Source organism: Tenacibaculum sp. UWU-22 (genome assembly GCF_041021355.1).
In the GTDB taxonomy this organism is placed as follows: domain Bacteria; phylum Bacteroidota; class Bacteroidia; order Flavobacteriales; family Flavobacteriaceae; genus Polaribacter.
In genome coordinates, this window is the sequence record NZ_JBFNGP010000001.1 from 718,369 (window position 1) to 731,929 (window position 13,561).

The following is a 13,561-nucleotide window of genomic DNA, read 5'->3' on the forward strand; positions in this document are numbered from 1 at the left end:
AAAATCTAGACCCAAACTCGAGTCTAGAAAAATTAAATATAATTATTAAATTTTTAAATAAAATAATTAGCCCCTCAAAACCTATTACCAATTGGGTTACTTAACATATTGGCTAATTCGCTAACCAACAAATTATCACATCATGAGTAAAGAAATAAAATCAGTAAACTACGGTTTAGAAAAAATATTTGAAGGAGCGCAAGACTTTTTACCCCTTTTAGGAACAGATTATGTCGAATTTTATGTCGGCAATGCAAAACAGGCAGCACATTATTATAAAACAGCCTTTGGTTTTCAATCTTTAGCTTACAAAGGGCTCGAAACAGGATCAAAAGATCAAGTAAGTTATGTATTGGCACAAGATAAAATTAGATTGGTGTTAACCACTCCTTTAAACAGTAAATCACCTATTAACCAACACCTAGTAAAACATGGCGACGGTGTTAAAGTAATTGCTTTGTGGGTTGATGATGCTCGAAAATCGTGGGAAGAAACTACCAAAAGAGGAGCCAAATCGTATATGGAGCCCACTGTTGAAACAGATGAACATGGGCAAGTGGTACGCTCAGGAATTTATACCTACGGAGAAACAGTACACATATTTGTAGAACGTAAAAATTATACAGGAACGTTTTTACCTGGTTTTATTCCTTGGAAGCCTCATTACATCCCGCCTAATGCAGGATTAAAATACATAGATCACATGGTAGGCAATGTAGGCTGGGGACAAATGAATAAATGGGTAAAATGGTACGAAGACATCATGGGTTTTGAAAACTTTTTATCTTTTGACGACACTCAAATACACACCGAATATTCTGCTTTAATGAGTAAAGTAATGAGTAATGGCAATGGTCGTGTAAAATTTCCAATTAACGAACCTGCAAAAGCAGCAAAACGTTCTCAAATAGAAGAATATTTAGATTTTTATGAAGGCGAAGGAGTACAGCATATAGCAGTAGCTACCGACGATATTATAAAAACAGTAGCGCAATTAAAAGCGAACGGAGTAGAATTTTTACCCCCACCACCACAATCGTATTACGACATGATTCCAGAACGATTAGGACAACACATGAAAATTATGAAAGAAGATATTTCTAAACTACAAGAACTATCTATTTTGGTAGATGCTGATGAAGAAGGCTACTTATTACAAATATTTACCAAACCTGTAGAAGACCGCCCAACTTTGTTTTTTGAAATTATTCAACGTATGGGGGCTCGCGGATTTGGGGCAGGAAACTTCAAGGCGCTATTTGAATCAATCGAAAGAGAACAACAACTTAGAGGCACCTTATAAAACAACAGATAAAAAAGAAAAAGTCTTTTTTTAGCCTTTTTCTTTTTTTATCCTTTTCTTTACATCTCTTTTTTCTCAAAAAACAATAAAATGAGCAAACAAGAAATACTAAAATTAATAGCAGAAAAATACGAAAAATTAGGTGTATCCGAAGAAGTTATGCTAGAAGGTTTGTTATGGGGCAAACCCATAACCTATTGGGATTACATACAAACTGATGCACTGTTGGGTTTACAAATACCAAGAACAACATTGCCTGATGAAATGGTGTTTATTATGTATCACCAAGTAAACGAATTGCTCTTTAAAATGGTACTTTGGGAAATTGATCAAGTAGCCAAATCTTTAGAAATTTCTGCCGAAAAATTTTCGAAACATTTAATGCGCATCAGCAGGTATTTTGATATGTTATGCAGTTCATTTAACGTAATGGGAGACGGAATGGATGTGAAACAATATCTAAAATTCAGAAACACTTTAACCCCTGCCAGCGGGTTTCAAAGTGCACAATATCGTAAAATAGAGTTTGCTTCAACCGATCTTATAAACTTAATTGATACTCGTTATCGAGATTCTATAGACAGAAATTCATCATTTAAAAATGCTTATGATCATTTATACTGGCAAGCCGCAGGGAAAAACTATACTACTGGGCAAAAAACAACGCTTTTAAAATTATTTGAAAAAAAATATATGGGTGAGTTTATTGATTTTATGGAAGATTATAACGATTGTAACTTGTCAAAAAAATTTAACCAACTACCAAAAGAAATTCAAGAAAATTCAGAATTAATCAAAGCAATGCGTCATTACGACTATACCGTAAATGTAAAATGGGTAATGGCTCATTACAATGCTGCAGGCAAATATTTGGGAGGTGATGATGGTGATTTAAAAGCTACCGGCGGTAGTAATTGGCGTAAATATTTACACCCAAAGTATCAACGAAGAATTTTCTTTCCTTATTTATGGAATGAAGACGAATTAAAAAATTGGGGAACCTTTTAAGTAACAGCTCCTCATTTTTCTTTTTTGGAACAATAATTGCCTACGGTTTTATATATTTTGTTTTTTTATGAAAAAATATACCACATTAATTCTAGTTTTTTTCTTATTTGCCTTAGCATATAGCCAAGAAAAACAACCTGCTTTTAAAGAAGGTGAGTGGTTGCGGTATAAAATGAGTTATAGTGGTTTTTTAAGAGCTGGCTCAGCAACTCTACAGGTAAAAGAAGAAACATTAAACGGTAAAAAAGTTTATCATACCATTGGTAAAGGGTGGACATCTGGCCCTATCAGTTGGTTTTTTAAAGTTAATGACAATTATCAATCATATTTTGATAAAGAAACCATAAAACCCTATCTTTTTAAAAGAAAAATTGACGAAGGAGGGTATAAAATAAACCGCCAAACTATATTTAATTACCAAACAAACAAAGCCAATATAAAAGACATTATAAAAAAAACAGACACCATTGTACCTATAGGTGATATACAAGACATGATTTCGGCATTTTATTATCTACGAAATCAAAACCTTGATATATTAAAAGCTGGTGATGAGCTACAAGTAAACATGTTTTTTGATGGCAAGACCTTTCCTTTTAGACTTAAATTTTTAAAAACAGAAATACTTAAAACAAGTTACGGAAAAATAAAAACAATGGTTTTTAAACCCTTTGTACAAGCTGGTAGAGTTTTTAAAGAAAATGAAAGCGTAACGATTTGGATAACAGCCGACGGCAATAAAATACCTATAAAAATAAAAGCATCATTGGCAGTAGGTTCTCTTCGTGCAGAATTAGAAGCGTATAAAGGATTAGCAAATCCATTTGAAATTATTTTTTAATAGCATTTTAAGTGTTTAGGTTTTGTTAAAAACCTAAACCACAAAAAAATTATTTGTATTTTTGCGCGCAAGCCGAAAATCATTTTTTTTGAAAACTTTTATTTACGCCTTTATCTTTGTTTGTCTTTTCTTTTCTTGTAAAGAAAACAAAAGACAATTAGCATCTACACAAGATGTTAAAACTCCGAAAAATGTTTACGAATATGGATTTAAATTAAACAACTACAAAGTAGTTAACGACACCATTAAATCAGGCGAAAGTTTTGGAATTATTTTAGATCGATATCATATAGACTATCCTAAAATAAATACGATAGTTTCTAAAATTAAAGACACTTTTGATGTTCGACACGTACGTACTGGAAAACCATATACCGTTCTTGTTTCTAAAGATTCTACAGAAAAAGCACAAGTTTTTATCTATAAAAACAGTAAAATCGCAGCCACTATAGTAAACTTTAAAGACTCTATTATTACTGCTTACAAATACCAAAAACCTATTAAAGTAGTAGAAAAAAAAGTCGCTGGAATTATTAATGATAACCTATCTGTAACAATGGATAGTTTACATTTACAGCCATCGTTAACCAATACCATTGCAGACGATATTTATGCCTGGACTCTCGATTTTGAACGGCTTCAAAAAGGCGATTCTTTTAAAATTATTTATGAAGAAAAATTTATAAACGATACCGTTTTTGCAGGATATGGCAAAGTAAAAGCTGCTGTATTTAATCACAAAGGCAAAAACCTATATGCATACCGGTTTATGGCCGACTCTATTAAAAAAGAATACGATTATTACGACGAAGATGGAAAAATGCTTCGAAGTGCATTTTTAAAATCGCCTATTAAATTTCAATATAGAATTTCTTCACGATACAATTTAACCCGTCGCATCCGCCTTTATGGTAACCGTGTTCGACCCCATAAGGGAACTGATTTTGCCGCTAAATACGGAACACCAATCATGACTACTGCTAGCGGAACCGTAATAGAATCTACACGTAGAGGCGGAAATGGCAATTATGTAAAAATTAAACACAATAGCACCTATACCACTCAATACCTACACATGAAACGAAGAAATGTTCGCGTAGGCGATTATGTTAAACAAGGAGACATTATTGGATGGGTAGGAATGACAGGAAACACTACTGGCCCTCACGTTTGTTATCGTTTTTGGAAAAACGGAAAACAAGTAGATCCTTTTAAACAAAAATTACCTTCTGCTGCACCTCTCAAAAAAGAGCTTAAACCTATTTATTTAGAATTTATTAAACCTTTAAAGCAACAACTCGATAGTATACCTGTAAATAACCTACCTAATCCTAATACGGTTATTGTTAAAAATGATGAGTTTGTCGCTAATAACTACTAGCCATATGTTACAAAATATTAACCCAACTACCACTAATACGTGGAAAAAATTAGCGGAACATTATCAAGATGTTAAAAAACTTCATTTAAAAGAACTTTTTACTGAAGATAAAAACAGAAAAGAGAAATTTTCTATCACTTTTAATGATTTATTAGTTGATTTTTCTAAAAATAGAATTACAGAAAAAACAATACCTTTATTAGTTAATTTGGCAAATGAGGTAAATTTATCTGATGCAATTAATCAATATTTTGCTGGAGAAAAAATCAATGCTACCGAAAACAGAGCCGTTTTACATACTGCTTTGCGAAGCAATTCAGAAGACCCTATTTTGGTTGATGGCAAAAATATTAAACCACAAATTAAAACAACCTTACGAAAAATAAAAAGCTTTACCAACAAAATAATTACAGGTAAGTGGAAAGGTTATACTGGCAAATCAATTACCGATATCGTTAATATCGGTATTGGCGGGTCTGATTTAGGGCCAGATATGGTAGTCGAAGCCTTACAATTTTACAAAAACCAACTAACTACACATTTTGTTTCGAATGTAGATGGCGACCATGTTTCAGAAATACTAAAAAAAATAAACCCTGAAACCACACTATTTGTAATTGTTTCTAAAACTTTTACCACCCAAGAAACCATTACCAATGCTAATACTATTAGAGATTGGTTTTTACAATCGGCAACCCTATTTGATATTTCTAAACACTTTGTAGCAGTATCTACTAATTTAGAAGCTGTTGCTGATTTTGGCATTGATAAAAATAATATTTTCCCTATGTGGGATTGGGTTGGAGGACGTTTTTCTCTTTGGTCTGCTGTAGGCTTATCTATTGCGCTCTCTGTAGGATTTGACAATTTTAAAGACTTATTAGATGGTGCCGAAGAAATGGATCTCCATTTTAAAAATGAAAAGTTTGAACAAAATATCCCTGTAATACTAGCATTGCTGAGTGTTTGGTATAACAATTTCTTTACTTGCGAAACCGAAGCGGTATTACCCTACTCACAATATTTATCAAAACTACCTTCTTATTTACAACAAGCCATTATGGAAAGTAATGGTAAAAGTGTTGACCGAGGCGGAAAACCCGTAAACTATCAAACAGGTACTATTGTTTGGGGTAGCACAGGTACTAATATGCAACACGCCTTTATGCAATTGGTACATCAAGGTACTAAGTTAATTCCTACCGATTTTATTGGTTACCAAAAATCATTATACGGGTTAACTGACCACCACAATAAACTTATGGCTAATTATTATGCCCAAATGGATGCTTTAGCGTTTGGAAAAACAAAACAAGAAGTACACTTAGAACTAAAATTTTCAGGTAACGAATCGCAAATTAATCAATTATTACCCTATAAAGTTTTTGAAGGAAATAGACCAAGCAATACCATTTTATTTAATGAACTAACACCAAAATCACTAGGTAAATTAATTGCCCTGTATGAACATAAAATATTTGTTCAAGGCATTATCTGGAATATTTTTAGTTATGATCAATTTGGTGTTGAATTGGGTAAAGAATTAGCCAAAAAATTACTAGAAAAAAAATAAAAATAGACCCCTAAAAATTTATTAACCATAGTTTTTAGAGCTTAAAAACACCTTAAAAGGCGTGGCTCTTTTATGCAGAAAATTCTGTACCTTTGCATACTAAATACGAACGTAATGATTAAAAACATACACTCTTATTGGGCATACATTGTTTTAGCCATTTTAATTTATACTGTTATTAATGCCATTATAGGCTTAGTTCAAAAAAAAGAATTTACCCATAAAGATTTTCGTTTAGGATTATTCAGTTTAATAACCGCACACATTCAATTATTAATTGGATTGGCTTGGTATTTTATGAGTCCTTGGTATAAAATGTTAAAAGCAAACGGAGGACAAGCCATGAAAGAACCTATGGTTAGGTTATTAAGTGTAGAACATCCTTTAGCAATGATAATTGCAATTACTTTAATAACCATTGGTTGGTCTAAACATAAAAAACAAGTAAAAAGCGAGTCTAAATTTAAATCGTTTGCTATTTTTTATGGATTGGCTTTACTAGTTATTTTAGCAATGATTCCTTGGCATAATTGGTTAGGATAACACATATCTTTTTTAAATGAAGCTCATAAGCTATATCATAACTCCTATTTTTGGATTAGTATTTTTTATAATACTACTTATTTTTCACCCTATACAATGGTTAGCGTTAAAAATTTTTGGCTATTCTGGGCATAAAAAAGTAGTGGATATAATGAATTGGTGTGTAATGAAGTCGTTACTTATTCTAGGTATTAGAGTTCATTTTAAAAGTGAATACAAAATTCCAGAAAATCAAACCATTATTTTTGTGTCAAATCACCAAAGTATGTTTGATATTTCTCCAATAATATGGTATCTTCGTAAACACCATCCAAAATTTGTATCTAAAATAGAGCTGGGTAAAGGCATACCTAGTATCTCTTTTAATTTACGCCATGGAGGAGCTGTTTTAATTGATAGAAAAGACCCTAAACAAGCCATAGTAGCACTTAGCAAATTTGCAAAACGCATCAATAAAAATAAGTGGTCTGCTGTTATTTTTCCTGAAGGAACTAGAAGCAGAACCGGAAAACCAAAATCATTTTCTATTAATGGATTAAAAACCTTAGCTAAGTATAACCCTGACGCATACGTAGTACCTATAACAATTAATAATTCTTGGAAAGCGTATAAGTACGGCAAATTTCCGCTAGGTATAGGAAGCCCAATAGAAATAATAACACATAAACCTCTAAAAATAGATAGTTTGCCTTTTGATGAATTATTTACAAAAGTAGAAACAACTATTAAAGAAGCTATTAAATAAAATATTACAATATGTCTGTAGAAAATATTAGAAAAGAAGTAATGCAAACGCTAGAAAAAAAAATTGATGGCTTTGTAGAAAAATATTTAATTCCGATTGAAGAAATTTGGCAACCTACCGATTTCTTACCAAATTCTCAACACGACTCTTTTTTAGACCAAGTAAAAGAAATTCAAGAAATTTCTAAAGATTTACACGATGATTTTTGGGTGGTTTTAATAGGAGATACCATAACTGAAGAAGCCTTACCAACCTATGAATCTTGGTTGTTAGATTTAGATGGTGTTACTCAAGACCCTGATAATGGTTGGGCTAAATGGATACGTGCTTGGACTGCTGAAGAAAACCGACATGGAGATGTTTTAAACAAATACCTATACCTTTCAGGAAGAGTAAATATGCGTGAAGTAGAAATGTCTACTCAGCATTTAATTGCTGATGGATTTGACATAGGTACAGCAACTGACCCCTATAAAAATTTTGTATACACAAGTTTTCAAGAACTAGCAACTTATATTTCGCATAATAACGTTGCAAAAATTGCAAAGAAAAAAGGACATAAAGCCTTAGCCAAAATGTCTCGAATTATTGCAGGAGACGAAATGCGACATCACTTAGCCTATTCCGATTTTGTAAAAGAAATTTTTAAAATAGACCCTAATGAAATGATGTTAGCCTACCAATACATGATGAAACATAAAATAATAATGCCTGCAATGAACTTAAGAGAGTCTTTTGGTGCTAAAGGCAGTTTTTTTGATGATTTTTCTACTGTAGCTCAAAGAATAGGTGTGTACACAGGTTTTGATTATGTTGATATTGTTAGAAAATTAAATACCATTTGGCAAATAGATACTCTAACTAATTTAAATTCAGAAGCAGAAAAAGCTCGTGATTTTTTAATGAATTTACCTGATAGAATGTATCGCATTACCGAACGAATGGTTATCCCAGATACACAGTTTAATTTTAAATGGATGATACCCGCATCATAACAATTTTAAAAAATAAAATTTGAATACAGACACAACTACTATTTTTGGGCTAAGAGCTATTATAGAAGCTATAGAAAGCGATTCAGCTATTAATAAAATATACTTACAAAAAGGGTTACGAGGCGATTTATTTTTTCAATTAGATAAACTTATCAAAAAAAATAAAATTGCTATAAGTTTTGTGCCTGTAGAAAAATTAAATCGGTTATCTAAAAATAACAATCATCAAGGGGCTGTTGCTAAAATTTCTCCAATTGCTTTTTATGATTTAGAAAACTTAATTGAAAAAACAATTACTGAAAATACCGTTCCGTTATTTTTAGTTTTAGATCAAATTTCAGATGTTCGAAACTTTGGTGCCATTATTAGAACGGCAGAATGTACGGGTGTAAACGGAATTATTATTCAAAAAAATGGTAGTGCCCCTGTAAATGCAGAAACCATTAAAACCTCTGCAGGAGCTGCATTTAACATGCCTATTTGCAAGGTAGACCACATAAAAGATGCTATTTTTCAATTACAAGCCGCAGCTATAAAATTAGTAGCTGCTACTGAAAAAACAGACCATTTAATTTATGATATAGATTTTAAGCAACCTGTTGCCATTATTATGGGGTCTGAACATAAAGGCATAAATCCATCTGTTTTAAAACTAACAGATTATAAAGCAAAACTACCTCTACTGGGTAAAATTGAATCGCTAAATGTATCGGTAGCTTGTGGGGCATTTTTATATGAAGCGGTACGGCAACGAACATAGTTTTTTAGCTAAACAGATACAACAAAGTAGTCTTAGGCTTAAAGCAAAAAATAGAAGTCTTCTGTTTTGTTAATTAAGCTCGTATTGCCTCTTATTTATTAGGTTCTATTTTTACCGATGTCATCGTTAGCGAACCGCCTACAGGTTTGTCGTTAAAAAATGATATTGTTTCATTTTTTTCTTTTAATGCTAACGTATATAATAATGGTAAATAATGTTCGGGTGTTGGAATAGCCAATTCAAAAGCTTTGCCTTGCGACTGAAAATCGATGAGTTTTTTATAGTCTTCGTTAATAATATAACTTTTCATTTTTTGATTAGCCTCTATAGCCCAATCAAAGGCAAAGGCTTCATTGAGTTTATTCCAAGCAATCATTTGTAAATTATGAACCATATTACCACTGCCAATAATTAAAACTCCTTTTTTTCGAAGACTGCTAATTTCTTTTGCCAACTCATAATGATAACGTGCTGGCTTAGTATAATCAATACTCATTTGAATTACAGGCACATCTGCTTTAGGATATAGATGTTTTATTACACTCCATGCCCCATGATCAAGCCCCCATTTTTCATCTAAGCCTACAGGCATTGTTGTGATTAACTTCTGAGTTTCTTTTGCTAATTCGGGACTTCCAGAGGCAGGATATTGAACTTCAAATAATGCTTGAGGAAAACCACCAAAATCATGAATTGTAGGTGGGTTTTGCATCGCTGTTACATAAGTGCCTCGGGTTTCCCAATGTGCCGAAATACAAAGTATGGCATTAGGTTTTTTAATCTCTTCACCTACTTTTCTAAACCCCGCAACAAACTCGTTTTCTTCTATTGCATTCATTGGGCTCCCATGCCCCAAAAACAACACAGGCATTTGATTTGTATTGCTTAATTGAAAAGTTGTTTTATTTAGCTCTTTTAAACTCATACTCAAAACTGCCAATTGATTTTATTACCTACTAAAAAAGATGATTTTTATTTTTCTAAACAGGTGTAAAATGTATAACTGTACCCTGTAACTAATGCATTACCTCGCAAAAACCTATAAGATGGTTTTTAATTTGTTTATCTACTATAAACACAAAACTGCCTCATTCAGCATCAATTAAAAAACACCTTCCTTATTTTATTTTTATTGATTTTGCAATGGCTTCTAATTCAAAAATAAAATCGCGTTTATTTACAGACGGAGCATATGTAAAACCTTCAAAAACTACCAACCGATTATTCTTTTTATCGATAATAGTGTAATTTAAAAAAGGCCCAGCCATAAAATCGTTTTTAACTTCCCATTTTCCTCTAGTTTCATAGGCTTTTAATCCATCAATAACAGCATCATATGTAAAAGGAGTATATGCTTGTTCGGTAATCATATACATACCTTTATCGCTACCAGGAATGTATTTTTTACCTATAGAATCTCGAACAGTAGTAATATTATCAGCTATTTCATTTGGGTCTGTTAAAGGTGACGTATAGACCAAAATATTATTACTACCATCACCACGAGCAATACCACTTTTTAAATGCTGACGCAACCACAAAAATTCACCATTATCTTCTACAACCTTAAAACTTTTAGGAATTGTTAAAGAGATACCTAATTTATCTAATGTTTTAAAGGCCTTATCATCCCATTTATCTTTAGCAAATTGGGTTTCTAAAATTTTAATATCAAAATCTTTAAAAATTTTAATAATCTTTTTACCATTTTCTTGTACTAAATTTACAAAGTTTTTTTCGTTTTTAGCCGTAAGATACACCAATGTTTGAGGTACTGCATATTTATCTTTAACCACTTTAATTCCTTCATCATCTCCTTGGTTAACTATTAAAACGCTTTTATTATTCCGCATAAAATTAGCGAACCCCTTAGGGTCTATTTGGCTAACCGAAAGCAGTGTTTCGGGCTGAGGCAACCCAACTTGATGTTCGCCAAAAACAGTTCTAATTTTATCGCCAGAAATGCCATCCCAATCCGCACTTTTCATAACCACCTCGATATGGTTTGTTTTTCCTATAGAAGAAGGTAATATAACAGTGCTGTTTTTTTGTTTACAAGCGTATAAAACAGCTAATGCACTATATAGTGTTATTAGTTTTTTCATAATAGTTAGTTATTTGGTAATAAGTAGTTGTTTAGCGGCTACAAAAATCATTCCATTTTTATATTCTTTTGGGATAAATATATAATCGTTGACCAATTTTTAATCTGCTACTACGCATATTATTCCATTGTTTTATTTTACTAACACTTACCCCGAATTTTTTTGCTATTTTTCCTAAATAATCGCCTTTTTTTACGTGATATACCGTTCGCCTATCCATTTCAAAATACTTAGGCAATGGTTTTTCTCTTTTAGCATCATCAGATGTAGCCAAATCATAAATTTCTTGTTCTTTATCGAGAAAATCGATTACTTTATTTCTAGGCAAACGAACCGAAAAGGTTTTGTTTTTTACAAACGGAATAATTTCCATCTTGTATTCAGGGTTTAAAAACGAAAGCAACTCATTATCAATACCTGTTTTTTCTGAAATTTGATCAAACGATATGGTTCTTTTCACTTGAATGGTATCTGTTTGAAAATTAAAAACCTGCGGTATTTCAGGATATATACCTAATTCTTCAGCATAATTAAAAATATATAGTGTTGCATAAAATGCGGGTAAGTAACCTGCTGTTTCAGCAGGTAAAAAAGGACGAATATTCCAATAATTTCGATAGCCTCCTGATCGTTTTATAGCTTTTAATACATTTCCTGGCCCAGAGTTATAAGCTGCCAAGGCCAAATCCCAATCACCAAAAATATCGAATAAATTACTTAAATATTTACAGGCTGCAATGGTTGCTTTTATTGGACTTTGCCGTTCATCTACATATGAGTTTATACTTAATTTATATTGTTTGGCGGTTTGGTACATAAATTGCCATAAACCTGTTGCCCCTACTCGAGATTTTGCTTTTGGATGTAGTGCCGACTCTACAATGGCTAAATATTTAATTTCTAAGGGTAAGTTAAACTGATCTAAATATTGCTCAAATAGCGGAAAATAATATTTTGCACGCGCCATCATTGCTGGATAATATTTTTTACGATATTTTACATAATTATTTATAATTTTTTCTAATGCTGGATTATAAGCTAAATGAAAAGGAGTTGTGGCATTAATTTCTGCTAAACGCGATTTTAATAATTCAGGTGAAACTAGCGCCTCTACATTACCAATAATATCTTTATCATTAATTACATATTGAAGGCTATCATATAAAGGCGATTTAAACTTTGCTTCTACCAGCAAACTATCCATTAATTTTAAATCATCGTTAGAATATCGCTCGTCAACCTGTTCAGTTGCTACCGATAAACTGTCTACTTCTTGAACAACTTGAGTATTAGTAGTATTTAAAGTATCTATTTCTTTTAAAACTTCAGAAGCTTGAATAAGCGTGTCTTTAGCTATAAATGTTGAATCAACTACTGGCTGTTGAGCAAAAATAGTGGTGGTAAAAAGAAATAAAATAAGTTGTTTTTTCACACAAATAAATTTTAGTTTAGTTCTCATTTTTTAGTTTTCAAATATTTTACACCGTTAATTTAAATGGTATTTATAAATTAAGTTCTACTGCTACTGGACAGTGATCAGAATGTTTGGCTTCTGGTAAAATATAAGCTCTTGAAATTTTGCTTTTTAACAAATTAGCAACCATACAATAATCTATACGCCAACCTTTATTGTTAGCTCGAGCATTGGCACGGTAACTCCACCACGAGTATTCTTGTTTGTTTGGATGTAAATATCGAAAACTATCAATAAACCCACTATCTATAAACTTACTTAACCACTCACGTTCTTCAGGCAAAAACCCTGAAACACCTTTCATTTTTGGATTGTGAATATCAATTTCTTCATGACAAATATTATAATCGCCACAAATAACTAAGTTTGGAATCTCTTTTCTTAACGCAGTTGCATAGCTAAGAATTTCATCCATATAATTAAATTTATACCCTAAACGAGCATCGTTAGTTCCAGAAGGTAAATACATACTCATAATAGATACTTGGTCAAAATCTACTCGTAGATTTCTACCTTCTATATCCATCGATTCTATTCCTGTTCCATACACTACTCGATTAGGCTCTTTTTTACAAAAAATAGCTACCGAAGAATAGCCTTTTTTTTCAGCAGAAAACCAATATTGATAGGGGTAACCTGCTTTTTCAAATTCGTTTAAATCAAGTTGTTCTTTGTGTGCTTTGGTTTCTTGAATACAAATTACATCTGGATTTGCTGCTTGTAACCAGTCTAAAAATCCTTTTTTTAATGCCGCTCTAATTCCGTTTACGTTATATGAGATTATTTTCATTAAACTTCCTTTTTTTGTTTCTCTTAAAATAGAGATAATATCT

13 protein-coding genes are annotated in these 13,561 nt (G+C 31.9%); 9 read left to right on the top strand and 4 right to left on the bottom strand.

Annotated elements, in window-relative coordinates; all coding sequences use genetic code 11:
• The first annotated feature begins 142 nt into the window (after positions 1 to 142).
• The 9 genes from hppD to rlmB all read left to right on the top strand — a co-directional run bounded on the left by hppD (position 143) and on the right by rlmB (position 9,149).
• A complete protein-coding gene (gene hppD / locus AB2B44_RS03175; RefSeq protein ID WP_369048100.1) occupies positions 143 to 1,303 on the top strand; it encodes a 4-hydroxyphenylpyruvate dioxygenase in 1,161 nt (386 codons plus the stop codon).
• A 90-nt stretch (positions 1,304 to 1,393) separates the two neighbouring features.
• Positions 1,394 to 2,311, top strand: coding sequence for a tryptophan 2,3-dioxygenase family protein (locus tag AB2B44_RS03180; protein ID WP_369048101.1), 918 nt, complete (start codon positions 1,394 to 1,396; stop codon positions 2,309 to 2,311).
• Between the two features lie 67 nt (positions 2,312 to 2,378).
• On the top strand, positions 2,379 to 3,152 hold the full coding sequence (locus tag AB2B44_RS03185) for a DUF3108 domain-containing protein (protein WP_369048102.1): 774 nt from the start codon (positions 2,379 to 2,381) through the stop codon (positions 3,150 to 3,152).
• Between the two features lie 88 nt (positions 3,153 to 3,240).
• Positions 3,241 to 4,533, top strand: a complete 1,293-nt coding sequence (locus AB2B44_RS03190) for a peptidoglycan DD-metalloendopeptidase family protein (RefSeq protein ID WP_369048103.1) — start codon at positions 3,241 to 3,243, stop codon at positions 4,531 to 4,533.
• 4 nt (positions 4,534 to 4,537) lie between these two features.
• Positions 4,538 to 6,106, top strand: a complete 1,569-nt coding sequence (gene pgi / locus AB2B44_RS03195; RefSeq protein WP_369048104.1) for a glucose-6-phosphate isomerase — start codon at positions 4,538 to 4,540, stop codon at positions 6,104 to 6,106.
• Between the two features lie 114 nt (positions 6,107 to 6,220).
• Positions 6,221 to 6,649, top strand: coding sequence for a hypothetical protein (locus tag AB2B44_RS03200; RefSeq protein ID WP_369048105.1), 429 nt, complete (start codon positions 6,221 to 6,223; stop codon positions 6,647 to 6,649).
• A 16-nt stretch (positions 6,650 to 6,665) separates the two neighbouring features.
• Positions 6,666 to 7,394: a lysophospholipid acyltransferase family protein gene (locus AB2B44_RS03205; RefSeq protein WP_369048106.1), complete on the top strand. Its 729-nt coding sequence runs from the start codon at positions 6,666 to 6,668 to the stop codon at positions 7,392 to 7,394.
• A gap of 11 nt (positions 7,395 to 7,405) precedes the next feature.
• Positions 7,406 to 8,389, top strand: coding sequence for an acyl-ACP desaturase (locus AB2B44_RS03210; protein ID WP_369048107.1), 984 nt, complete (start codon positions 7,406 to 7,408; stop codon positions 8,387 to 8,389).
• Between the two features lie 19 nt (positions 8,390 to 8,408).
• Positions 8,409 to 9,149: a 23S rRNA (guanosine(2251)-2'-O)-methyltransferase RlmB gene (rlmB, locus tag AB2B44_RS03215; RefSeq protein WP_369048108.1), complete on the top strand. Its 741-nt coding sequence runs from the start codon at positions 8,409 to 8,411 to the stop codon at positions 9,147 to 9,149.
• 91 nt (positions 9,150 to 9,240) lie between these two features.
• Here rlmB and ygiD read toward each other — a convergent pair whose 3' ends face one another.
• From ygiD to AB2B44_RS03235, 4 genes are all read right to left on the bottom strand, one after another.
• A complete protein-coding gene (gene ygiD / locus AB2B44_RS03220) occupies positions 9,241 to 10,074 on the bottom strand; it encodes a 4,5-DOPA dioxygenase extradiol (RefSeq protein ID WP_369048522.1) in 834 nt (277 codons plus the stop codon).
• A gap of 193 nt (positions 10,075 to 10,267) precedes the next feature.
• On the bottom strand, positions 10,268 to 11,254 hold the full coding sequence (locus AB2B44_RS03225) for a DUF4837 family protein (RefSeq protein ID WP_369048109.1): 987 nt from the start codon (positions 11,252 to 11,254) through the stop codon (positions 10,268 to 10,270).
• A gap of 58 nt (positions 11,255 to 11,312) precedes the next feature.
• Complete coding sequence (locus AB2B44_RS03230) at positions 11,313 to 12,686, bottom strand: transglycosylase SLT domain-containing protein (RefSeq protein ID WP_369048110.1); 1,374 nt, start codon at positions 12,684 to 12,686, stop codon at positions 11,313 to 11,315.
• Between the two features lie 70 nt (positions 12,687 to 12,756).
• Positions 12,757 to 13,518, bottom strand: a complete 762-nt coding sequence (locus AB2B44_RS03235; protein WP_369048111.1) for an exodeoxyribonuclease III — start codon at positions 13,516 to 13,518, stop codon at positions 12,757 to 12,759.
• Between the last annotated feature and the right edge of the window lie 43 nt (positions 13,519 to 13,561).

Bases quoted from the DNA above. Each gene is read 5' to 3' on its own strand.
- hppD (WP_369048100.1), top strand. From the start codon at position 143: ATGAGTAAAGAAATAAAATCAGTAAACTACGGTTTAGAAAAAATATTT.
- AB2B44_RS03180 (WP_369048101.1), top strand. From the start codon at position 1,394: ATGAGCAAACAAGAAATACTAAAATTAATAGCAGAAAAATACGAAAAA.
- AB2B44_RS03185 (WP_369048102.1), top strand. From the start codon at position 2,379: ATGAAAAAATATACCACATTAATTCTAGTTTTTTTCTTATTTGCCTTA.
- pgi (WP_369048104.1), top strand. From the start codon at position 4,538: ATGTTACAAAATATTAACCCAACTACCACTAATACGTGGAAAAAATTA.
- AB2B44_RS03200 (WP_369048105.1), top strand. From the start codon at position 6,221: ATGATTAAAAACATACACTCTTATTGGGCATACATTGTTTTAGCCATT.
- AB2B44_RS03205 (WP_369048106.1), top strand. From the start codon at position 6,666: ATGAAGCTCATAAGCTATATCATAACTCCTATTTTTGGATTAGTATTT.
- AB2B44_RS03210 (WP_369048107.1), top strand. From the start codon at position 7,406: ATGTCTGTAGAAAATATTAGAAAAGAAGTAATGCAAACGCTAGAAAAA.
- ygiD (WP_369048522.1), bottom strand. From the start codon at position 10,074: ATGAGTTTAAAAGAGCTAAATAAAACAACTTTTCAATTAAGCAATACA.
- AB2B44_RS03225 (WP_369048109.1), bottom strand. From the start codon at position 11,254: ATGAAAAAACTAATAACACTATATAGTGCATTAGCTGTTTTATACGCT.
- AB2B44_RS03235 (WP_369048111.1), bottom strand. From the start codon at position 13,518: ATGAAAATAATCTCATATAACGTAAACGGAATTAGAGCGGCATTAAAA.